The organism is Streptomyces sp. NPDC001002, assembly GCF_053599215.1.
This window is the reverse complement of sequence record NZ_JBSFLV010000119.1, coordinates 1-19,722: the sequence shown is the minus strand read 5'-3', so window position 1 is coordinate 19,722 and position 19,722 is coordinate 1. Positions and strand designations below refer to the sequence as shown.

The window sequence follows — 19,722 nt, the reverse complement described above, 5'->3', positions numbered from 1 at the left end:
CCACCCTCCGGAACCAGCCAACTTAGGCAAAGCTACCCTAAGTGAAGCTGGCCGGGTCAGTGGCGGTGATCGTCAGAGGCGGCGCGGTCAGGACGTGGCGCTGCGGATGCGTGCGAGCAGGGTCCTCAACTGGTCGCGATCCTCCGGGCCGAGCGCGGACATCGCTTCCCCGAGGGCGATCCGGTCCACCTCCTCCGCCTCCCGGTGACACTCCTCTCCCTTGTCGGTGAGGCGCAGCAGGAACGCCCGACGGTCCTGCGGGTGGCGTACGCGCTCCACCAGGCCGTCCCGCTCCAGGCTGTCGACGATGGCGGTGGTGGTGCGCGCGGCGACGCCGGTCATCTCGCTCAAGTCCCGCATGCGCAACGGCTGTTCGGTCCGGGCGAGCATCCGCAGGGCACGCAGCCGGGCGACCGAGGCGCCGCCGGTCCGCAGCCGGGCCTCCACGAACTGGCGCAGCTGGTGGGTCGTTTCGTACAACTCGTCCACCAGGACGTCGCTACTGCCGTGCACTGCCATGTCGCTCCCCGTTCGCCGAATAACCGATTCTATGAGCATGCACATAGTGAGTATGCTCAGCATGTGCTGCTGTACCGACACCCCCGTCTGCCCCGCCCCTCCTTCCACCTGAGCCAACGCCTGGTCGTACCGATCATGTGCGTCAGCGTGACCTTCATCGCCATTGTCGACGGAGCGATCACCACGGTGGCGCTGCCCTCGATCGCCCGTCAGTTCCATTTGACGACGGCCGCGCTGGACGGGGTGGTCGTCGTCTACCCGGTCTGCCTGGCCATGGCCATCCCCGCCTCGGCCTGGCTGGTCGAGCGGTTCGGCGCAAAGAATGTGCTGCTGACCGCGCTGGTCGCCTTCCTCGGCTCGTCGTTGCTGTGCGGCGCGGCCGTCGGCCTGAGCCAACTCGTCGCGTACCGCGCGGCCCAGGGCCTGTCCGCCGGCGTCCTCTTCCCGGCCTCGGCCGCCCTGCTCTTCGCCACCTTCGACTCCGGCGAACAGGTGCGGATATCCCGCTACATGATCGTCCCGCAGCAGATCGCCCCGGCCGCCGCCCCGATCCTCGGCGGCCTGCTGGTCGACCACCTCTCCTGGCGGTGGGTCTTCTACGTCAACCTGCCCTTCGGTGTGCCCGCCGTGCTGTTCGGGGCGCTGTTCCTGGCCCGGCACCAGGGCCACCGGCCGGGCCGGTTCGACCTGACCGGCCTGCTGCTGAGCGCCGCGGCCCTCGGCTCCCTGATGTTCGGGATCTGCGAGGGCCCCAACCGCGGCTGGTCCTCCGCCTCCGTACTGACGGGCCTCGTCCTGGGCGCGGCCCTGCTCGCCGCCGCCGTCGCCTTCGAACTGCGTACGTCCGAACCGCTCCTGAAACTGCGTCTCTTCGCGGACCGGCTCTTCCGTGACACCAACCTGATCAACCTCGTGGGCCTGGTGCCGATCCTCGGCGCCATGTACCTCGGCCCGCTCTTCCTCCAACAGGCGCAGGGCCGCAGCGCGGTGGAGTCCGGCACCAGCACCTTCCCCGAGGCCTTCGGCGTCCTGCTGACCGTGCAGGTGGCGGGTGTTCTGTACGCCCGGGTCGGCCCCCGGATCATCGTGGGCTGCGGTCTGGCCGGCGTCAGCGGGGTGCTGCTGCTCTTCGCCACCTGCGACGAGCACACCGGCCTGTGGACCTTCCGCCTCTACATGTTCCTGCTCGGCATCGCGATGGGCGGGGTCTTCATGCCGACGACGGTGGCCTCGCTCGCGACCATCGACCGGAAGGACCTGGCCCAGGCCTCCATGCTCAACACCGTCGTCCGCCAGACCGGGGGCGCCCTCGCGCCGGCGGTGGTGACCACGGCCCTGGTCCTGAGCACACCCGCGGCAGCGGTCGCGAACCCGCCCGTCACCGCCTATCAACACGCCTATCTGGTGCTGGCGGTGATCGCGGCGGTGACGGCGGCCTTCGCCTTCACGCTCCCGGACGCCGCGGCCCGAACCGCGGCGGGCGGCGGTACGAAGACCTTGCGCCGGTCACCTGCTCGTTCGCGGAGCCGGAAGGAAAGCGTGCACTGACGGCTGACGGTGGCGGGAGGCCGTGAGCCGGTGGCGCCGGCGCCCTCAGGCGTGCGCGCGTCCGTCACTGGCGATCGCGGCGAGCCGGAACTTGGTCTCGTCGGGGCTGCCGGGCGCGGTCGTCATGATCACGATCTTGAGCTCGGAGTCCGTGTCGCTGAGGATGTCGCAGTCGACGGTGACGGGTCCCACCGAGGGGTGCTCGATGATCTTGTGGTCCTCGCGGTGGGCGGCGACGGTACCGGTGGCCCACAGGTCGGCGAACCGCTGGTTGCCCGCGCTCAGCGTGCCGATGAGCTCGGCCAGCCGGGAGTCGTGCGGATAGCGGCCGGTGGCCCGGCGCAGGTCGGACACGACGGCGGCGTCGGTGGCCGCCTTGTCGGTCTCGGTCACCGGCCACAGGGTCAGGCAGGCGGGACCCGGGCCCGTCGGGAACCGGTCGCGGGCGAAGTTGCGCAGCCGCGGCGGCGAGGAGGAGGGGTCGCCCAGGAGTGCGGCCCAGCTGCGGTTCCACCAGATCAGCTGCCAGTCCGCCGCGAACACGGCGACCGCGACGTCCCCGAGCCGGCTGAGCACTCGCTGGACTCCGGGTGTGATGTGGTCGCGGATCACGCCGTCCGCCGGCGGCGCGAGTCGGGCCAGCCGGTACAGATGATCGCGCTCGGCCGAGGACAGTTGAAGGGCGCGTGCCAAGGACGCCACCACCGACGCCGAGGGCGTGGTGGACCGTCCCTGCTCCAGACGTACGACGTAGTCGACCGACACCCCGGCGAGCTCGGCCAGTTCCTCGCGCCGCAGCCCGGTCGCGCGCCGGGCCCGGCCCACGGGCAGCGCCGCGGCCGACGGGGGCAGCCGGTCCCGCCAGGTGCGGATCATCGCCCCCAGCCCGGCTCCGGAAGTCGTGGTCATGAAACCCATACTGCTGCACCGCGCCGCTCTGAAGGAGAGTCGACGGTGGTACTGCTGCTCCTACCGTCGAGGCGTCCCTGGCCGGGCGCCGTGCGCGGACGAACAATCGAACCCATGACGATCATTTTCATCACCGGAGCCAACAAGGGGCTCGGTCGCGAGACCGCCCGCCGTCTGACCGAACTCGGCCACACCGTGCTGCTCGGTGCCCGCGACCCCGAACAGGGCGCCGAGGCCGCCGCCGCGCTCGGCGCGCGCCACGTCCCCATCGACGTGACCGACGACGCGTCCGTCGCCGCCGCGGCCGCGAACGTCGCCGAACACGAGGGCTCGATCGACGTCCTGATCAACAACGCCGGCATCCACGGCCCGTACGGCGATCCCACCACGCTCACCGGCGGCGACGCCCTCGCCGTCCTCGACGTCAATGTCGTCGGCGTGGTCCGCACGACCACCGCGTTCCTGCCGTTGCTCCGCCGGTCGGCGGACCCCGTCATCGTCAACGTCAGCAGCGGGATGGGCTCCCTCGCAATCACCCACGACCCGACACGCGTCGAGTCCTCCGTCGTCGCGCCCCTCTACACCGCGTCGAAGGCCGCGCTGACGATGCTGACGACCCAGTACGCGAAGGCCCTGCCGGACATCCGCGTCAACGCCGCCGATCCCGGCTACACGGCGACCGACCTCAACGGCCACAGCGGGCCCCAGACCGTGACCGAGGGGACGGACGCGATCGTCGGCCTGGCGACCGAGAAGCCCGGTGCCGGTTCCGGACGCTTCGTAGACCGGGTCGGGGAGATCGCCTGGTCGTGACCCTGGAGCGCGCGCTCCTGCCCATGCGGCGGCTCTACGACGGCTCGAAAACGGCCCGATCCCGTGGCCACCGGCTGAACGGCGGACACGGGATCGGGCGACCGGGCGGACGGACTCCGGCCGATGCTCAGGGCTGAACCATCAGGACCGAACGGTCAGGGCTGGGCGGTCAGTTGGAAGCTCTGTGCGGCGGAGCCGTCGCACGTGCGCTGGGTGAGCTGAACGCTGTTGGTGGCGGCGGTGGAGGCGGTCAGGCACTTGCCGCTGTGCCGCGCGGCGAAGTGGTAGTTGCCGCTGGCTTCCTTCACCGGCTGCCACTGCTGGTTGGTGCCGCTGGAGTAGGCCCACAGTTGCAGGGGCGCGTTGTCGGCCGTGGAGCGTTCGGCGACGTCGATGACCTGTGCCGGATTGCTGCGGGCGTTGATCCGCACGTATCCGCTGTCGGTGCCGACGAACTGGAACTGCTGGGCCGCGGTGGAGTTGCAGGCGTACTGCTGGATGGCGGTCCCGTTGGCCGTGGCCGCGGCGCGGGCGTCGACGCAGGTGCTGTTGCCGCCGTTGCGCACGCTGTACCAGTTGGTCGAGGGGATGCCGTCCCCGGGCGGAGTGGTGGACGAGGAACCGCCGAGCCACTTGATCCCGTCCAGGAGGAACTTGTTCTGCGTCGCGCTGGCGAACGTCGACGACAACGTGGTGTTGGTGTCGTAGTTCATCGCGTTGTGGCCGAAGTTGGCGTACAGCATCTTGTAGTTCGTGTTCGTCCACAGGATCGGGTAATACCCGCTGTACCAGGTCTGGTTGGGATCGGTGCCGAGCGGGAAGCTGCTGGGGTCGATGGACGCCAGGATCTTGATGGCGGGGTTCGTGCGCAGGTCGTTGGACCAGCTGTACCACTCGCTGACGGACGAGGTGAAGGTCGCGGGCAGGTTCACCGTCGAGGGGTGGGTACGGTCCTCCACCTTCAGTACGGCGGTGGTCGGACCCCAGGTGTTCGAGCGGAAGTTGCCGCTGCCCAGGAACGTGTTGTGGTACCACGACCAGCTCGCCGCGTTGGTGGTGAAGGCCGATACGTGGAAGCCCATCCACGCGCCGCCATTGCGCATGTAGTTCTCAAAACCCGTGCGCTGGGCGGCTGTCTGCGGCAGGTCGTCGAGGAAGAGGACGACCTGGTAGCTGTTGACTCCGCCGTTGGCGAGAAGGTCCCAGTTGTTGCTGGACGTGTAGGTGAAGCCGTTCGCGGCCGCCTGCTGGGGGAACCAGGTGTTGGCCTCGTGGACGAAGCTGATGTGGGCGGCATCCCAGGTGCCGTTGTAGAGCGCGAGGACGCGGAACGGCTCCGCCGCCGGCGCGGCCTGCGCGGGCGGCTGTGCCAACAGGCTGGTGAACGCCGTGAGCAGGAATGCCACCCACAGCGCGACGCGTGCGGTGCCGGATCTCACCTGTTGCATCCGAAACTTCCCTTCATGAACGGCCCGGAGGCGGGGGGTGTGCCGCCGCTCGGCGGCATCAGGGCGTGAACGAAGGGGTTCACATATATGAGAGCTGGATGTGTCTGTAGAGGTCGCTGGGCCGTGAACCTAAAGGTCTGAACCAGACACGTCAAGAGGTGGCACCGGGAAACTCCCTTGCGTGCGAAGGGAGTTCACCACTTGAAGCCGGACGGCCGCCCGCGCGTCAGATCGCGCCCGGGCCTTCGTGGTGCGCGCCGACCGCCGTGCGCGGCAGGGCCAGGCACAGCAGCGCGCAGACCACCAGCGCGCCGACGGCCCACGGACCGGCGTGGTGGATGCCGTCGGTCAGGCCGGTGGAGACGTTCGAGAAGAAGACGTTGCCGATGACCGCGACCCCCAGCGCGCCGCCGAACTGCTGGGCGGTGGAGAAGACGCCCGAGGCACCACCGGCGATCCGCTCGGGCACGGCCGACAGCACGACGTTCGCGAGTGGGACGACCAGGAACCCGAGGCCGGCACCGGCGACCAGCAGACCGGGCACCAGCGGCCAGGCACCGGTGTGGACGGACGCGGCGTGCTCGATGGCGTACTGGACCCAGAAGAACCCGCCCGCCATGACCAGCCCGCCCACCAGCAGGACGACTCGCCCGAACTTCACCACCAGACCGTCGACCATCGGCGCGGTGATGAAGGTGCCGCCACTGAAGGCGACCATCAACACACCGGCCTGCGCGGGGGAGTAGCCCTGCCCGGACTGCAGCCAGATGGTGAAGGTCAGCATGAAGCCGGACATGGCGCCGTAGAACAGCAGTTGGATCAGCAGGCCCGCGCTGAACGCCCGGTTGCGGAACAGGCTCGTCGGGAGCACCGGGTCGGGCGTACGCCGTACCGACTGCACGACGCTCAGCAGCACCAGGCCCGCCACCCCGCCGGCCAGGCAGAACCAGCCCCACAGCGGCCAGCCGTTGGCACGGCCCTCGACCAGCGGCAGCACGACGGCCACCAGCGACGCGGCCAGCACGAGATTGCCGAGGACGTCGATGCGCCCGGGCGCGCGCTCCCGGGAGCCGGGGATCCACAACGCGCCGAGCACCAACACGAGGGCGGCGAGAGGGAGGTTGACCGCGAAGATGGTGCGCCAGCCCCAGCCGAACAGGTCCCAGTCCGTCAGTACGCCGCCCAGCAGCACGCCGGTCGCCACCGCGATCCCGGCGATCGCGCCGTAGATCGCGAACACCTTGCCGCGCTCGGCACCGGTGAACATCGTCCGCAGCGACCCGAGAACCTGCGGCATGATGACCGCCGCGGCCACGCCCTGCACCGCCCGCGCCGCGATGAGCTGCTCCGGACCGGTGGCCACCGCACTGGCCAGGCTTGCTACGGCGAATCCCGAGACGCCGGTCAGGAACAGCGCCTTGCGCCCGAACCGGTCTCCCAGATGCCCCGAGATGATCAGAGTCGCGGCGAAGCCCAGCAGATAGGCCGACACCATCCACTCCAACTGCGCCGCATCGGCGTGCAGACCGCGCCCGATGGACGGCAGTGCCGTGTTGACGATCGAGCCGTCGATCATGTCCAGCAACGCCGCGAGGATCATGACGATCGCCGCCGCCCACCGCTTCGGATGAGGCCGTTCTTCGGCGGCGGAGGCGGAGGCCGCCCGGACTGTACTGTGCGACATTGGTGATCCCCTGATCGCTTGACCGTAATGTAACTTGAAGCTCGTGTATCTCGACTATCGAGCTATCTCTACCCTGGAGGGAGATGTCTCGATTGTCAAACGACATGGAGCAGGTCCTCGCTGACCTGGGCAAAGTCATGCAGGACTACCAGTCGGCAGTCGACGACTACGACCGTGAGACCGCCCGTCTCCTCGGCGTGAACGAAACCGATCTGCGCTGCCTGGAGCTTCTGCTCGGTGCCGGCGAGCTCTCTCCGCGCGAACTCAGCACTCGCCTGGGCCTGACCACCGGCAGCGTGACCGCCATGCTCGACCGCCTGGAGCACCTCGGCCTGCTCAACCGCACCCCGCACCCGGTCGACCGCCGCAAGACCGTCGTACGGGTGACCCCGGAGGGCGCCCGGCGCTGCTACGAACTCATCGCCCCGCACATCGAGGACAGCACGAAGGAAATCAGCGCGAAGTACAGCGTGGAGCAGTTGCAGGTGGTCATGGACTTCCTGCGCACCAACACGACCATGCAGACCCGCCACACGGAGCGCCTACGAGCCCTGCCCGCCCCCAAGTCGGAACGCGGACGCCGGGGCAAGTGACGCCGGGCGGCTACGAGTTGGCGTGCGGCGGCCTCCACACCAGATCGCGCGCCACGCCCGCCGGCGATGTCGTTCCCGTCAGGCGCATGGCTTCGGCCAGTTCTTGGGTGAGCTCGTCGATGAGCCGAGCCACCCCCGCGTCGCCGGCCACGGTCAGCGCCCACAGCACTGGTCGCCCGATGAACACCGCACGGGCGCCGAGCGCGAGAGCCGCCAGGACATGCGTGCCGCGCCGCAGGCCGCCGTCCACGTAGACCTCCGTGCCGGTACCGGCGACCGCGTCGACCACCTCGGCGAGCGCCCATGCGGTGGGCGCGAGGGTGTCGAGTTGCCGGCCGCCGTGATTGGAGACCAGCAACCCCGAGGCGCCCGCCGCCCCGAACTCCCGTGCGTCGTCGCCCCGTAGGACCCCTTTGACGACGACCGGCAGTCCGCTCTGTTCGCGCAGCCAGCCGATCACGTCGGGGGTGAGATCGGGCGCGTGCTCGGCGGCTTCCCGGTCGGGAACGCCGGGCATGTTGCCGTACAGGTCCTCCGGTCGCACGAAGTCGGCCACGTGCGCACCGGGTTTGCCGCGCGAGCCGATGACCGGCGTGTCGGCGGTGAGGACGACCGCCCGGGCTCCGGCGGCCTTGGCCCGCCGCAGCACTTCCGCGGTCAGCGAGCGGTCCCGGGTCACGTAGACCTGCACCCACCAGGGCGCCCCGCTCGCGGGCAAGGCGGAGAAGGGGACGGCCGTGTTCGACGTGACCGCGAGCAGCGACCCGGCCCGCGCGACTCCACGCGCGGTCGCGGCCTCGCCCTCCGGATGGGCCTTGCGCTGCAAGGTGCTTGGCGCGACGAGGACGGGTGTGCTGACCGGCGTACCCAGGACGGTGGTTGTGGTGTCGCAGGAGGAGACATCGCGAAGCACGTGGGGGCGCAACCGCAGCTCGTCCCAGGAGCGGCTCGCCTCCGCCACGCTGAGCCCCTGACCGGCGCCTCGGCGGAAGTAGCCGTAGATCTCGGCGGGCAGGACGTCGGCCGCCTGTTCTTCCAATCCGTCCATCCAACGGCCGACCTCTGACACCGGCAACCCCCACTCGTGAAGTCGACTGATGCGGACATACCCCGGTGACGGGGGTGACAGCCGGGGTCGCTCGGCGAATTCGGCGCATCCGGGTGCGGGTGCGGGTGCGGGTGCGGGTGCGGGTCCGGGGTCTGGGTCTGGGTCGGATTACGAAGATGTTGCGCGAAGTCTTGACGCGTCCAGCCTCGTTGCGTAGATATGACTGCGCAGTCATGACAGCGCAGTCATACACCCGACTGGGACTAGGATTCGACTGCCGAAGATCGGGAGACGCCATGGCACCAGGGGCAGGGCGCGGCGCGGGAGCCGCACCGCGCAGTGTGGATGTGGCGCGCCTCGCGGGCGTGTCGCAGAAGACGGTGTCCCGGGTCATGAACGACGAGCCGTACGTCTCAGAAGACGTACGCCGTCGGGTGCTGGCGGCGGCCGAGGAACTCGGTTACCGCTCGAACAACGCGGCCCGCGCGTTGGCCTCCGGCCGCACCAGGTCCATCGGCGTCGTGACACTCGGCACCGCCCTGTACGGTCCGGCCTCACTGCTCATGGGTGTCGAGCGGGCCGTCCGGGACACCGGCTACGCCCTCCGCGTGGTCAACACCATGGAGGGCGAGACGGCGGGCATCGCCGGAGCCGTCGACTCGCTCCTGGAGCAGGGCGTGGACGGCATCGTCATCTCCGAGCCGATCGACGAGGAGGGCGGCGCGGTGCTCTCCGCGCGGCTCGACGTACCGATCCTCGTCCTCGGCGCGCCTCCGCCCTTCGCCGCTCCTCACGTCGTCACGGCCGGCATCGTCTCCCACCAGATGGCGCGCGCGGCCACGGATCACCTGCTGGAGCTGGGCCACACCACGGTCCATCATCTGGCGGGTCCCCAGCGTTGGTACTCGGCCCGGGATCGTCTGGAAGGCTGGCGTGCCGCGCTCGCCGCGCGCGGACGGGCGGAACCGGCGGTCGTGCAGGGCGACTGGTCGGCGGCCTCGGGTCATGCGGCCGGTCGTGAACTGGTCGCCGACCCTGCGGTGACCGCCGTGTTCGCCGCGAACGACGACATGGCGATCGGGCTGATGCGGGCGCTGGCCGAAGCGGGGCGGCGGGTTCCCGAGGACGTCAGTGTGGTCGGGTTCGACGACACTCCGGTCTCCGCGTATGTGACTCCGCCGTTGACGACTGTGCGGCAGCCGTTCTCTGCGATGGCTCGGGACGGGCTCAAGTTGCTGGTGCATGCCATCGAGAGTCCGCAGGCGGAACCGTTGCCGATGGCTGATCCGCCGGTCGAGCTTGTTGTTCGCGCGTCTACGGCGGCGCCCCGTTAGTTGCCCTGCTGGGTCTGCGGTCTTTTGTCCGCGGGCCGGTGGGGGCTGGTCGCGCAGTTCCCCGCGCCCCTAAGGGGCGCTTCCCATCACGTCGATTTCCGCACGCCGTCAGTCGGTGTGCCGGTTTCTCGTACCCTCTCTCGGGAGTTCAGCATGTCCGGAATCCTCTCCAACTCGTCCTCCTCTCTCAGTCGTCGAGGCTTTCTCGCCGGCACCGGTGCGTTGTCGCTTGCCGTCACTCTGTCCGGCTGTGGTGGGGACGGCGGCGGTACTGGTGGCTCGTCGACCAATGCGGTCAGCCAGGCCGACATCGACAAGGCCATGAAGACGCCGACCCAGCTGACGTTCTGGACCTGGGTGCCGAACATCGACAAGGAGGTCGCGCTCTTCGAGAAGAAGTACCCGGCCGTCAAGGTCAAGGTCGTCAACGCCGGTCAGGGCACGCCCCAGTACACGAAGCTGCGGACCGCGCTCAAGGCCAACAGTGGCGCCCCGGACATGGTGCAGATCGAGTTCCAGGCGATCCCCACCTTCACCATCACCGACAGCCTGCTGGATCTTCGTCCCTACGGTGCCTCCGCGCTCAAGTCGACCTTTGTCGACTGGACTTGGGGGCAGGTCAGCGGCAGTGGCGGTGAGGTGTGGGCGATACCGCAGGACACCGGTCCGATGGGCATGCTGTACCGCAAGGACATCTTCGACCAGCACGGCATCGAAGTCCCCACCACCTGGGATGAGTTCGAGGCCGCCGCCCGCAAGCTCCACAAGGCCGACCCGGACGTCTACCTCACCAACCTCGCCGCCAACCAAGTCGCCGCCTGGCACGGCCTGTTGTGGCAGGCGGGGGCCAAGCCGTACGTCACCTCCGGCAAGAGCGACATCACCATCAGCGTCGACGACGCGATCTCGAAGAAGCTCGGCGAGTACTGGGGCACCCTCGCCAAGGACGGCGTGATCGGTGTCGAGCCTGACTTCACGGACGCCTGGTACGCGGCCCTCAACAAGGGCAAGTACGCGACCTGGTTGACCGGCGCCTGGGGTCCGGCCTTCCTCTCCGGTTCCGCCAAGGCCACCGCGGGCAAGTGGCGCGCGGCCCCGCTGCCGCAGTGGGACGCCGCCAAGCCCAGCTCGGGCAACTGGGGCGGCTCCACCACGGCCGTCATCCGTTCCACCAAGAACCCCATCCAGGCAGCCGTGTTCGCGCAGTTCCTCAACAGCGACCCCGCCAGCGCCAAGATGTTCGCCACCGAACAGTTCTTCTTTCCGGCGACCAAGGCCTTGCTCGGCGAGGCGAGTTTCCTCGGTGACGCGCCCGCGTTCTACGGCGGCCAGAAGGTCAACCAGGTCTTCGCGGACATCAGCGCCCAGGTCGACCCCGCCTTCCAGTGGCCGCCGTTCCTCGACCGGGTGGCCACCGACTGGACGGAGACCGTCGGCAAGTCCCTCGCCGACAAGTCCGACACCGTCAGCGCACTCGGTTCCTGGCAGTCGCGCATCACCACCTTCGCCAAGAGCCAGGGCTTCACGGTCAAGGGAGGCTGACGATGGCCACCACCACGGCGGACGCCCGCACCAAAGCCCCACCTCGCCCCCGCCGGCGGCACGGCACCGCGGGAGCCCTGTTCATCGCCCCCTTCATGGCGCTGTTCTTGCTCCTCTTCCTCGCCCCGCTCGGCTACGCCGCCTACCTCAGCCTCTTCCAGGAGAAGCTCATCGGCGGCTCGACCTTCGTCGGCCTGGACAACTACGTCACCGCCCTCAAGGACCCCCAACTCCTCAAGGGGCTGGGCCGCGTGGCCCTGTTCTTCGTCATCCAGGTCCCCGTCATGCTGCTGCTCGCCCTGTGCTTCGCCCTCGCGCTGGACAGCGGCCTGCTCCGCCTGGCCCGGGTGATCCGCCTCGGCATCTTCGTCCCGTACGCCGTCCCCAGCGTGATCGCCACCCTCATGTGGGGCTACCTCTACGGCCCCGACTTCGGCCCCTTCGCCCAGATCAGCCACGACCTCCATCTGCCGGCCCCGCACTTCCTCACCGACAGCTGGATGCTCGGCAGCCTCGCGAACATCGTGACCTGGGAGTTCGTCGGCTACAACATGATCATCCTGTACGCCGCCCTGCGCACCATCCCCGCCGAGCTGTACGAGGCCGCGGCCATGGACGGCGCCGGCGCCTGGCGGATCGCCTGGTCCATCAAACTCCCGGCGCTGCGCCCGGCGTTGACCCTCACCCTGCTGTTCTCGGTGATCGGCAGCTTCCAGCTCTTCAACGAGCCGAACCTGTTGATGAAGGTCGCCCCGGACGTCATCTCCAGCTCCTACACCGCCAACCTCTACGCCTACTCCGTCGCCTTCATCAGCCAGCAGACCAACTACGCGGCCACGGTGTCCTTCATCCTCGGTCTGGTCATCGTCATCGTGTCGTACGGCTTCCTGCTCACGGCGAACCGCAGGAGGACCGCATGACCACCGTGACGCCCGCAGCCTCAACCCCCGCGGCGACGAAGGGACTTCCCGCCGAGGCCCGCCCGCGCCGCCGATCGCCCTCCGCCCGCCGCCGCAGCACCCCGCTCACGATCGCCATGCTCGCCGCCCTCGCGTACTTCCTCTTGCCCCTGTTCTGGCTGCTGGTCGCCTCGACCAAGAGCACCCAGGACCTGTTCAACACCTTCGGCCTGTGGTTCTCGCACGCGCCGCAACTCCTGTCGAACATCAAGGCCACCTTCACCCAGGACGACGGCGTCTACGGCCGCTGGCTGCTCAACACGGTCCTGTACGCCGGGGTCAGCGCGCTCGGCGCCGCACTGCTCGCCGCGGCGGCCGGCTACGGCTTCGCCAAGTACCGCTTCCGCGGCCACGGCGCCGCCTTCAACCTGGTCCTCGGCGCCATCATGATCCCGACCACCGCCCTGGCGATCCCCACCTACCTGCTCTTCGCCAAGGCGGGCCTGGTGAACACCCCTTGGGCCGTCATCCTGCCCTCGCTCATCAGCCCGTTCGGCCTCTACCTCATGCGGATCTACGCCGAGGACGCCGTCCCCGACAGCCTCATCGAGGCCGCCCGCATGGACGGTGCCGGAGAGTTCCGGATCTTCACCACGATCGCGCTGAGGCTGCTCGCCCCCGGCCTGGTGACCGTCATCCTCTTCACCCTCGTCGCCACCTGGAACAACTACTTCCTGCCGCTGATCATGCTCAACGACCCGAACCTGTACCCCATCACGGTCGGGCTCGCCCGCTGGGCCGACCAGGCCCAGAACGGCGGCGCCGGAGCCAGCAGCGACATGCTCGCCCTCGTCGTGACCGGATCCCTCATCTCGATCCTCCCGCTCGTCCTGGCCTTCCTGCTGCTCCAGCGGTACTGGCAGAGCGGCCTGGCCACCGGCGGCGTCAAGCAGTAGCCCTTTCCCGGTACCCCCCAACACCCCCTGCATTCCGGAGGTTTGTCCATGGCGGATCTGCCCGCCCGCGTTCTGTTCGGCGCCGCCTACTACCACGAGTACCACCCCGCCTACGGGACCGACGTACGGCCCGACGAGCAGCTCAAGACCGATCTCGACCTCATGGCCCAGGCACACTTCACCGTCATCAGGGTCGGCGAATCGGTCTGGTCGACCTGGGAACCCGAGAACGGCCGCTTCGAACTCGACTGGCTGCAACCGGTGTTGGACGGCGCCCACGAACGCGGCATCTCCGTCATCCTCGGTACCCCCACCTACGCCGTACCGCCGTGGCTGGCACGGCAGTACCCGGAGATCACCGGCGAGCGGCGCACCGGCGAGCACATCGGCTGGGGCGCCCGGCAGGAAGTCGACTTCACCCACCCGGCGTTCCGCTTCCACGCCGAACGGATCATCCGCGAGATCGTCGCCCGGTACGCCGACCACCCGGCAGTCATCGGCTTCCAGGTCGACAACGAACCGGGCCTGGAGCTGTTCCACAACCGAGGCGTCTTCCAGCGCTTCACCGACCACCTGCGCGAGAAGTACGGCGACGTCGAGACCCTCAACCGCGAGTGGGGCCTGGTGTATTGGTCCCACCGCCTGTCCACCTGGGCCGACCTGTGGACCCCCGACGGCAACGTTCAGCCCCAATACGACGTTGCCTGGCGGGAGTTCCAGGCCCGCCAGTGCACCGACTTCATCGGCTGGCAGGCCGACATCGTCCGCGAGTACGCCCGCCCCGAGCACTTCGTCACCACCTGCATCTCCTACACCCGCCCGGCGGTCGAGGACGACGAGCTCACCGACCGCCTCGACATCGCCACCGGCAACCCGTACTACGACATGCAGGACGGCCTGCTCCTGCCCGATCCGACCCCGGACACCCACGAACAGAAGTGGAAGACCACGGGCGTCTGGTCCCTCAGGCAGACCGCCGACTGGATGTTCTCCTCCCGCCAGGAGCCGTTCCTGGTCACCGAGACCAACGCCAACTCCATCGGCATGGCCTGGGACAACCGGCCCGCCTACGACGGCCAGTGGCGCCAGGCCGCCTGGGCCCTCGTCGGCCGCGGCGCCCGCATGATCGAGTACTGGCAGTGGCAGACCCTGCGCTTCGGCGCGGAGACCTACTGGGGCGGAGTCCTCCCGCACAGCGGCCGACCGGGCCGCACGTACGCCGAACTGGCGCGGCTGGGGGAGGAGTTCGAGGCCGCGGGGCCGCTCGTCGCGGGCCTTGAGCCGGACGCCGACCTCACGATCGTCTACTCAACCCCGAGCAAGTGGCTGATGCAGAAGCACCCGCCCCTGGCGACCCCGGACGGCGAACCGGACCCCGCCGCCTACCACCGCATCCTCGACCCCTTCTACCGCGGCGCCTTCGACGCCGGCCGCCAGGTCCGCATCGTCCACGTCCGCCAACTGCACGACCCGCGCGGCGAACGGGCGGGCCTGTCACCGGAGGAGGCGGCGCGCCGCCACCCCGTTCTCGTCGTCCCCGCCCTCTACCTCGCGGACGACTCCACGCTCGACTGGTTCGCCGCCTACGCACAGGCCGGCGGCCATCTGGTCCTGGGGCCCCGCACCGGCTACGCCGACCACGAGGCACGGGCCCGGCACGAACCGGCGCCCGCCCGCCTCACCGCCGCTGCGGGAGTGTCGTACGACGAATTCAGCAACCTCTCGCAGGCCGTGCCCGTCCGGTCCGTGCCGGACAGTCCCTTCCTGCTGCCGGCGACCGCGACGGCGACGCACTGGGCGGACGGCCTGACCGTCACCGACGCCCAGGTCCTCGCCGCCTACGAGCACCCGCACTTCGGCCGTTGGCCCGCCGTGACCACGCGGCGGCACGGGGAGGGCCGGGTCACGTACGTCGGTACCGTGCCCGGCCGCGATCTCGCCCGGGCCCTGGCCGAGTGGCTGGCGCCGACCGCCGCCAGCGGGTGGGGCGACCTGCCGGCCTCGGTCACGGTGACGACCGGCACCTCGCCCGACGGCCGCAGGGTGCACATCGTCCACAACTGGAGCTGGGAGCCGGCCCGTTCGGCGGTGCCGGTCGATCTCGTCGACGTGCTGAGCGGCGCCTCTCTGCCCACGGGCACGGCGCTGGAGCTCGGCCCGTGGGACGTACGCGTGCTCGTTTCCCCGAAGGACCCGTCGGAGTCGAAGGAGTAGCTGTGCGAAGAAGCAGAGCGGTGAAGGTGCTGGGCACGTTCGTCGGGGCCGGCGCGATGCTGGCGCTGCCGATGGCGGGCGGCGCCCAGGCGTACAACCCGACGGGCGGGATCCTCTATCAACTGGGGAGCGAGCCGTGCCTGAAGGGGCGGGGCAACTGCGCCGTGTACCCGAAGTCCGCGCAACTGCCCGGCGGACGTCTGGTCGCGTCGTTCGAGAGGTCCACCGTCGTACCGGCATCGGGCAGCGCCGACGGACAGACGCTCCCGGTCTACAAGAGCGACGACGACGGAACGAGCTGGCAGCCGCTGTCGGAGGTCAAGGCGCCCGCGTACCTCTCCAAGGACCCCAAGTACGCGAAGTACACGAGCAATTGGACCAACCCCTACCTCTACACGCTTCCGCAGAACGTCGGAAAGCTGAAGCGGGGCACGCTGCTTCTCGCGAGCGTCGTGTCGGGCGACGACCAGTACTACAAGGAGCACAAGGCGGCCGACCCCAACTGGACGCCGTCCAACGACGGCGACCGCAGCGACCTGGCCATCGCCCTGTACTCCAGCACCGACCAGGGGAAGTCCTGGAAGGTCGTCAACGTCATCGCGACCGGCGGCTGGCAGGGCGGCAGCGCGGGCGCGATCGGGCAGAACGTCGCCACGGCCAACACGAGCAAGCAGGTGGATCCCCTCTGGGAGCCCTATCTGATGGTCTACAAGGGCAAGTTGGTCTGCTACTACTCCGACGAGAACGACTACACGGGCTTCGACCCGGCCACCGGCGCCCCGACCCTGGACCCCGCGAACGACACCGCCACCGACTCGCACGGCCAGATCCTCGCCCACAAGACCTGGGACGGCCGCAGCCCGAACTGGAGCGGACCCGTCGTCGATGTCGCCGGACTGACCCAGAACATGGGCGGCGGCAAGATGGAGATCGGCGGCGGACGGCCGGGCATGACGAACGTCGTGCGCACCACGGACCACAAGTGGCTTCTGACCTTCGAGTACTGGGGCGGGGGAGCCAACACGAGGTACGTCGTCGTCGACAACCCGCTGAAGTTCTACCGGAGTTCACCGACCGGCGACCCCGTCACCTCGTTGCCGGTCGACACCGGTTCCCGCACGCTCGCGACGGGCGGCAGTCCGGTCGTCATCAAGCTCCCCGACGGGCGCCTGGTCTACAACGCGGCGGGCAGCGGCAACGTATGGGTCAACAAGAGCGGTCGTAGCGACGGCGTCTGGAAGGAGTACCAGACCACCTCACGCGCCGGCTACAGCCGCGACCTGCAGTACGTCACCGGCACCGGCCGTATCGCCATCCTCAACAACCAGGGCACCTCCACGATCGCCTTCGCCGAGGTCGACCTCGGGCGGTCGAAGGGCGCCTACCACCGGTTGGTGAACCAGAAGACCGGCCAGGTGATCGGCACCGGGAGCAAGACCAACGACGCGAACATCGGCAATGCGGACGTGCCCGATGTCGTCCTGGAGGACCGCGGTTCCGCCTCGGACCCGGACACCCAGTACTGGCACGTGGTGACCGAGCCGAACGGTGGAGTGTCGCTGCTCAACAAGTCGGGCGGGCGTGCGGCGGCGATCTGGACGGGCAACGCCACGGTCGGCCAACGGATCGGCCAGTGGGTCGACAACAGCGCCACCGGCAGCTGGAACCTGATCAGGACGGGCCAGGGGTTCTACAAGCTGCAGTCGGTCAAGAACACGAGCCTGTACCTGACGGGCGCGTCCGCCGGCTCACCGCTGACCTTGCAGAACGCGGCGACGGACGGCTCTCAGGAATGGAGGCTCGCCCCGTAGGCGAGGAGACCTCGCACTGTGGTGACACGCGGGTCCGCTCGCTACGCTGCGAAGCAGAATCGGGATCGTCAACGCGCCGGTGGCTGGGTAGCGCGTCTTACAGACGTGCTCATTGGAGACACCAATGGCGTATCGGTCCCTTCTGCGTGTCCCACGTGCGGGGTTCTTCCCCTTGGGATTCCTGGCCCGGCTTCCCTACGCGACCTCGGCCCTCGCGACACTCATCCTCGTCCGTGCCGCCTCCGGCAGCTACGCCTTCGCCGGCCTCGCCGCGGCGGCCCAGGGCATCGCCACCGCCGTCGGCGGTCCGATCGTCGGAGCGCTGTCCGACCAACTCGGTCACCGCTCCGTCGGGGCGGCCACGACGGTCGCCAACATCGCTGCCCTGACCGGCCTCATCGCCGCGACCCACGCCGACCGCGCGAGCATGCTCGTGGCGGCGGCCCTTGCCGGCCTCACCCAACCGCCGATCGGTCCGTTGGTACGTGTGCACTGGTCCCGTCTGCTGCACGCACGCGACCGGCACGCGCTCATGCCCACCGCGCTGTCGTACGAAGCGACCGCCGACGAGACGAGCTTCGTCGTCGGACCCGCGATCGTCGGACTGCTCACCCCGATCGGACCGGCAGCACCGACCATGGGGACCATCGCCCTGCTGGCACTGGCCACCCTGCCCTTCACGCTGACCTTCAGCGGACAGGGCGCAATGCGTCAGCCGACACCGAAGACGTCACGAACTCCCTTGCCGCGACGCCCACTTGCCGCCATGTTCCTGGCCATGGCCGCGATGGGCGCCGTGTTCGGCGCGGTCCAGACCGGCGTCACCGCCTACGCCGACGACAGTGGCCGCCCCGGCACCGCCGGACTCCTCTACGCCGTCTTCGGCATCGGAAGCGCCCTGGCCGGCGCCGCCTGCGCCTGGCTACCCGCGCGATTCACTCTGCGCCTCCGCTATGTGACCTTCGCGGCCACCCTGTTGCTTGGCGGGCTGACCCTGGTCGCGGGGGAGAGGCTGCACGCCGTTCCCGCCGCCGTGGCCGTCGCAAGCGTCACCGTGGCGCCCTACCTGATCAGTCTCTACGCCCTCACCGAACGACTCGCGCCACCCGACCGGGCCACCGTCACGATGACGATCGTGTGCGGGGCCGGACCTCTCGGCACCGCGGCCGGGCAGGCGCTGGCCGGGTTCCTCGCCGACGGTCACGGAAGCGTCGGAGCGTTCCTGGTGGCACCGATCGCGGCAACAGCGGCACTGCTGCTCGCAGTTGGCCTGCTGCTGGCGGACCGAGGGCGGGGCGTGTGGCTGGTGGATGGTGTCAGGTGCGAAAGCGGGGGAACCCGGGATCTATAGGTCCTTCAGGTGGCGGCAACGGCAGCGGTGGTGTTCTGGCATGGTTCTTTTCCTGCTTCTCGTCCTGATCGCCGTCATTCTGGGCATCGTCGGCGTCGCCGCGAACGGGTTGGGCTACCTGCTGGCGATCGGCGTCGCGGTCCTGGTGGCCGCGCTCGCCCTCGTCGCCGCTCGCTGGTCCCGGCGCTCCGGCCGTCGGCCCATTCGATAAGGGTGAGGTATCACCGTTCGACAAGGGTCAGGTCTCATTCGACAGGGGTCAGGCGGGCTTGCCCAGGGACCAGCCCGACACGTCCGTCAGCCGGCCGCGCCACAACGGCATGTGGACGGGCTCGCTTCCGGTGACTCCGGTGGCATCACGCAGGTGGATCCACTGAGGCAGCCGTTGCGGAGTGTCGTGCCCCTGCCTGTCGACGACCGCCTGATCCACCTGCTGCGGAAAGTGTTCGAGCAGATCGGCGCCCGGGCCGTCGATACCGCGCAGGCTGCGTGCCCACTCGGCCGTCCATGTCTCGTGGGAGATCAGATCGCCGTAGAGGAAGCCGCCGCCGACCACCAGCGTCAGCGGCAGCGTCGCGCGGGCGTCCTGTCCGATCAGCCGTATCAGCATCTGCAGTTGGAGATCCGGCACGGGCTCGGTCACGACCGGCGCGGCAGGCTGGTGGAGAGGGTCGTGCTCAGTGCTCATGTCCGGTGTGGTCCTTCTGACGCTGCGTGAGTGGGCCCGTGTGCGGTGGCGGGGAACTCATGTCTCCAGAAGACCGGTGCGGAGTTTGGCGAGGGTGCGGTTCAGCAGACGGGAGATGTGCATCTGGGACACGTGGAGTTCGCGGCCGATGTCCGCCTGGGTCATCTCCTGGCCGAAGCGCATCTCGATGATGGCCCGCTCGCGGTCGTCGAGCTTCTGCAGCGGCGGGGCGAGGGTGTGCAGGTCCTCGAACAGGTCCATCGCCGGGTCGACGAAACCGGGCCCCGGCGATCTGTCACGGACAGCACACCGACCCGTACGCGCCGTCGGGACACCTCACCGGGCCGCACGTTTTACCCCCTTTG

Annotated in this window: 17 protein-coding genes and 1 pseudogene; 11 read left to right on the top strand and 7 right to left on the bottom strand. The window is 69.3% G+C overall.

Annotation, left to right across the window (positions count from 1 at the left end; genetic code table 11):
• Positions 1-87 precede the first annotated feature (87 nt).
• Positions 88-519, bottom strand: a complete 432-nt coding sequence (locus tag ACWDR3_RS36480; protein WP_450356857.1) for a MarR family winged helix-turn-helix transcriptional regulator — start codon at positions 517-519, stop codon at positions 88-90.
• Positions 520-606: 87 nt separating this feature from the next.
• Between ACWDR3_RS36480 and ACWDR3_RS36475 the strand changes: the two genes are divergently transcribed.
• Positions 607-2,067 carry a DHA2 family efflux MFS transporter permease subunit gene (locus ACWDR3_RS36475; RefSeq protein WP_450356865.1) on the top strand — a complete coding sequence of 487 codons (1,461 nt, stop codon included), beginning with the start codon at positions 607-609 and terminating at the stop codon, positions 2,065-2,067.
• A 45-nt stretch (positions 2,068-2,112) separates the two neighbouring features.
• On the opposite strand, the gene ACWDR3_RS36470 is transcribed toward ACWDR3_RS36475, so the two are convergent.
• Complete coding sequence (locus ACWDR3_RS36470) at positions 2,113-2,985, bottom strand: helix-turn-helix transcriptional regulator (RefSeq protein WP_450356856.1); 873 nt, start codon at positions 2,983-2,985, stop codon at positions 2,113-2,115.
• A 105-nt stretch (positions 2,986-3,090) separates the two neighbouring features.
• Here ACWDR3_RS36470 and ACWDR3_RS36465 point away from each other — a divergent pair, with 105 nt between their 5' ends.
• Entirely contained in the window at positions 3,091-3,789 is a 699-nt protein-coding gene (locus ACWDR3_RS36465; protein ID WP_450356855.1) for an SDR family NAD(P)-dependent oxidoreductase, read from the top strand.
• 155 nt (positions 3,790-3,944) lie between these two features.
• Here ACWDR3_RS36465 and ACWDR3_RS36460 read toward each other — a convergent pair whose 3' ends face one another.
• Positions 3,945-5,237, bottom strand: a complete 1,293-nt coding sequence (locus ACWDR3_RS36460) for a ThuA domain-containing protein (protein WP_450356854.1) — start codon at positions 5,235-5,237, stop codon at positions 3,945-3,947.
• Between the two features lie 226 nt (positions 5,238-5,463).
• Positions 5,464-6,921: an MFS transporter gene (locus tag ACWDR3_RS36455; protein WP_450356853.1), complete on the bottom strand. Its 1,458-nt coding sequence runs from the start codon at positions 6,919-6,921 to the stop codon at positions 5,464-5,466.
• Positions 6,922-7,004: 83 nt separating this feature from the next.
• Here ACWDR3_RS36455 and ACWDR3_RS36450 point away from each other — a divergent pair, with 83 nt between their 5' ends.
• A complete protein-coding gene (locus tag ACWDR3_RS36450; protein ID WP_450356852.1) occupies positions 7,005-7,514 on the top strand; it encodes a MarR family winged helix-turn-helix transcriptional regulator in 510 nt (169 codons plus the stop codon).
• 10 nt (positions 7,515-7,524) lie between these two features.
• Here ACWDR3_RS36450 and ACWDR3_RS36445 read toward each other — a convergent pair whose 3' ends face one another.
• Positions 7,525-8,562 (bottom strand): alpha-hydroxy acid oxidase, encoded by a 1,038-nt coding sequence (locus ACWDR3_RS36445; RefSeq protein WP_450356851.1) that lies wholly within the window; start codon positions 8,560-8,562, stop codon positions 7,525-7,527.
• Positions 8,563-8,858: 296 nt separating this feature from the next.
• Between ACWDR3_RS36445 and ACWDR3_RS36440 the strand changes: the two genes are divergently transcribed.
• From ACWDR3_RS36440 to ACWDR3_RS36405, 8 genes are all read left to right on the top strand, one after another.
• Positions 8,859-9,896: a LacI family DNA-binding transcriptional regulator gene (locus tag ACWDR3_RS36440; protein ID WP_450356850.1), complete on the top strand. Its 1,038-nt coding sequence runs from the start codon at positions 8,859-8,861 to the stop codon at positions 9,894-9,896.
• Between the two features lie 153 nt (positions 9,897-10,049).
• Positions 10,050-11,438: an ABC transporter substrate-binding protein gene (locus ACWDR3_RS36435; RefSeq protein ID WP_450356849.1), complete on the top strand. Its 1,389-nt coding sequence runs from the start codon at positions 10,050-10,052 to the stop codon at positions 11,436-11,438.
• 2 nt (positions 11,439-11,440) lie between these two features.
• Entirely contained in the window at positions 11,441-12,358 is a 918-nt protein-coding gene (locus tag ACWDR3_RS36430; RefSeq protein WP_450356848.1) for a carbohydrate ABC transporter permease, read from the top strand.
• Entirely contained in the window at positions 12,355-13,293 is a 939-nt protein-coding gene (locus tag ACWDR3_RS36425; protein ID WP_450356847.1) for a carbohydrate ABC transporter permease, read from the top strand. The genes ACWDR3_RS36430 and ACWDR3_RS36425 overlap by 4 nt, the downstream gene beginning before the upstream one ends.
• A gap of 48 nt (positions 13,294-13,341) precedes the next feature.
• Entirely contained in the window at positions 13,342-15,507 is a 2,166-nt protein-coding gene (locus tag ACWDR3_RS36420) for a beta-galactosidase (protein ID WP_450356846.1), read from the top strand.
• Positions 15,508-15,563: 56 nt separating this feature from the next.
• Positions 15,564-17,318: an RICIN domain-containing protein gene (locus tag ACWDR3_RS36415; protein WP_450356864.1), complete on the top strand. Its 1,755-nt coding sequence runs from the start codon at positions 15,564-15,566 to the stop codon at positions 17,316-17,318.
• A gap of 124 nt (positions 17,319-17,442) precedes the next feature.
• Positions 17,443-18,669 carry an MFS transporter gene (locus ACWDR3_RS36410; RefSeq protein WP_450356845.1) on the top strand — a complete coding sequence of 409 codons (1,227 nt, stop codon included), beginning with the start codon at positions 17,443-17,445 and terminating at the stop codon, positions 18,667-18,669.
• A gap of 40 nt (positions 18,670-18,709) precedes the next feature.
• Complete coding sequence (locus tag ACWDR3_RS36405; RefSeq protein ID WP_450356843.1) at positions 18,710-18,880, top strand: hypothetical protein; 171 nt, start codon at positions 18,710-18,712, stop codon at positions 18,878-18,880.
• 48 nt (positions 18,881-18,928) lie between these two features.
• Here the strand turns inward: ACWDR3_RS36405 and ACWDR3_RS36400 are convergent, their stop codons facing one another.
• Complete coding sequence (locus tag ACWDR3_RS36400) at positions 18,929-19,357, bottom strand: hypothetical protein (RefSeq protein WP_450356842.1); 429 nt, start codon at positions 19,355-19,357, stop codon at positions 18,929-18,931.
• Positions 19,358-19,414: 57 nt separating this feature from the next.
• Positions 19,415-19,636: pseudogene (locus ACWDR3_RS36395) on the bottom strand (sigma-70 family RNA polymerase sigma factor); the annotation flags it as partial.
• Positions 19,637-19,722: the final 86 nt, after the last annotated feature.

What these genes read in the sequence shown, in the direction of transcription:
- ACWDR3_RS36480 (WP_450356857.1), bottom strand. Translation starts at nt 519, where the DNA reads ATGGCAGTGCACGGCAGTAGCGACGTCCTGGTGGACGAGTTGTACGAA.
- ACWDR3_RS36470 (WP_450356856.1), bottom strand. Translation starts at nt 2,985, where the DNA reads ATGGGTTTCATGACCACGACTTCCGGAGCCGGGCTGGGGGCGATGATC.
- ACWDR3_RS36465 (WP_450356855.1), top strand. Translation starts at nt 3,091, where the DNA reads ATGACGATCATTTTCATCACCGGAGCCAACAAGGGGCTCGGTCGCGAG.
- ACWDR3_RS36460 (WP_450356854.1), bottom strand. Translation starts at nt 5,237, where the DNA reads ATGCAACAGGTGAGATCCGGCACCGCACGCGTCGCGCTGTGGGTGGCA.
- ACWDR3_RS36455 (WP_450356853.1), bottom strand. Translation starts at nt 6,921, where the DNA reads ATGTCGCACAGTACAGTCCGGGCGGCCTCCGCCTCCGCCGCCGAAGAA.
- ACWDR3_RS36450 (WP_450356852.1), top strand. Translation starts at nt 7,005, where the DNA reads ATGTCTCGATTGTCAAACGACATGGAGCAGGTCCTCGCTGACCTGGGC.
- ACWDR3_RS36445 (WP_450356851.1), bottom strand. Translation starts at nt 8,562, where the DNA reads ATGGACGGATTGGAAGAACAGGCGGCCGACGTCCTGCCCGCCGAGATC.
- ACWDR3_RS36440 (WP_450356850.1), top strand. Translation starts at nt 8,859, where the DNA reads ATGGCACCAGGGGCAGGGCGCGGCGCGGGAGCCGCACCGCGCAGTGTG.
- ACWDR3_RS36435 (WP_450356849.1), top strand. Translation starts at nt 10,050, where the DNA reads ATGTCCGGAATCCTCTCCAACTCGTCCTCCTCTCTCAGTCGTCGAGGC.
- ACWDR3_RS36430 (WP_450356848.1), top strand. Translation starts at nt 11,441, where the DNA reads ATGGCCACCACCACGGCGGACGCCCGCACCAAAGCCCCACCTCGCCCC.
- ACWDR3_RS36425 (WP_450356847.1), top strand. Translation starts at nt 12,355, where the DNA reads ATGACCACCGTGACGCCCGCAGCCTCAACCCCCGCGGCGACGAAGGGA.
- ACWDR3_RS36420 (WP_450356846.1), top strand. Translation starts at nt 13,342, where the DNA reads ATGGCGGATCTGCCCGCCCGCGTTCTGTTCGGCGCCGCCTACTACCAC.
- ACWDR3_RS36415 (WP_450356864.1), top strand. Translation starts at nt 15,564, where the DNA reads ATGCTGGCGCTGCCGATGGCGGGCGGCGCCCAGGCGTACAACCCGACG.
- ACWDR3_RS36410 (WP_450356845.1), top strand. Translation starts at nt 17,443, where the DNA reads ATGGCGTATCGGTCCCTTCTGCGTGTCCCACGTGCGGGGTTCTTCCCC.
- ACWDR3_RS36405 (WP_450356843.1), top strand. Translation starts at nt 18,710, where the DNA reads ATGGTTCTTTTCCTGCTTCTCGTCCTGATCGCCGTCATTCTGGGCATC.
- ACWDR3_RS36400 (WP_450356842.1), bottom strand. Translation starts at nt 19,357, where the DNA reads ATGAGCACTGAGCACGACCCTCTCCACCAGCCTGCCGCGCCGGTCGTG.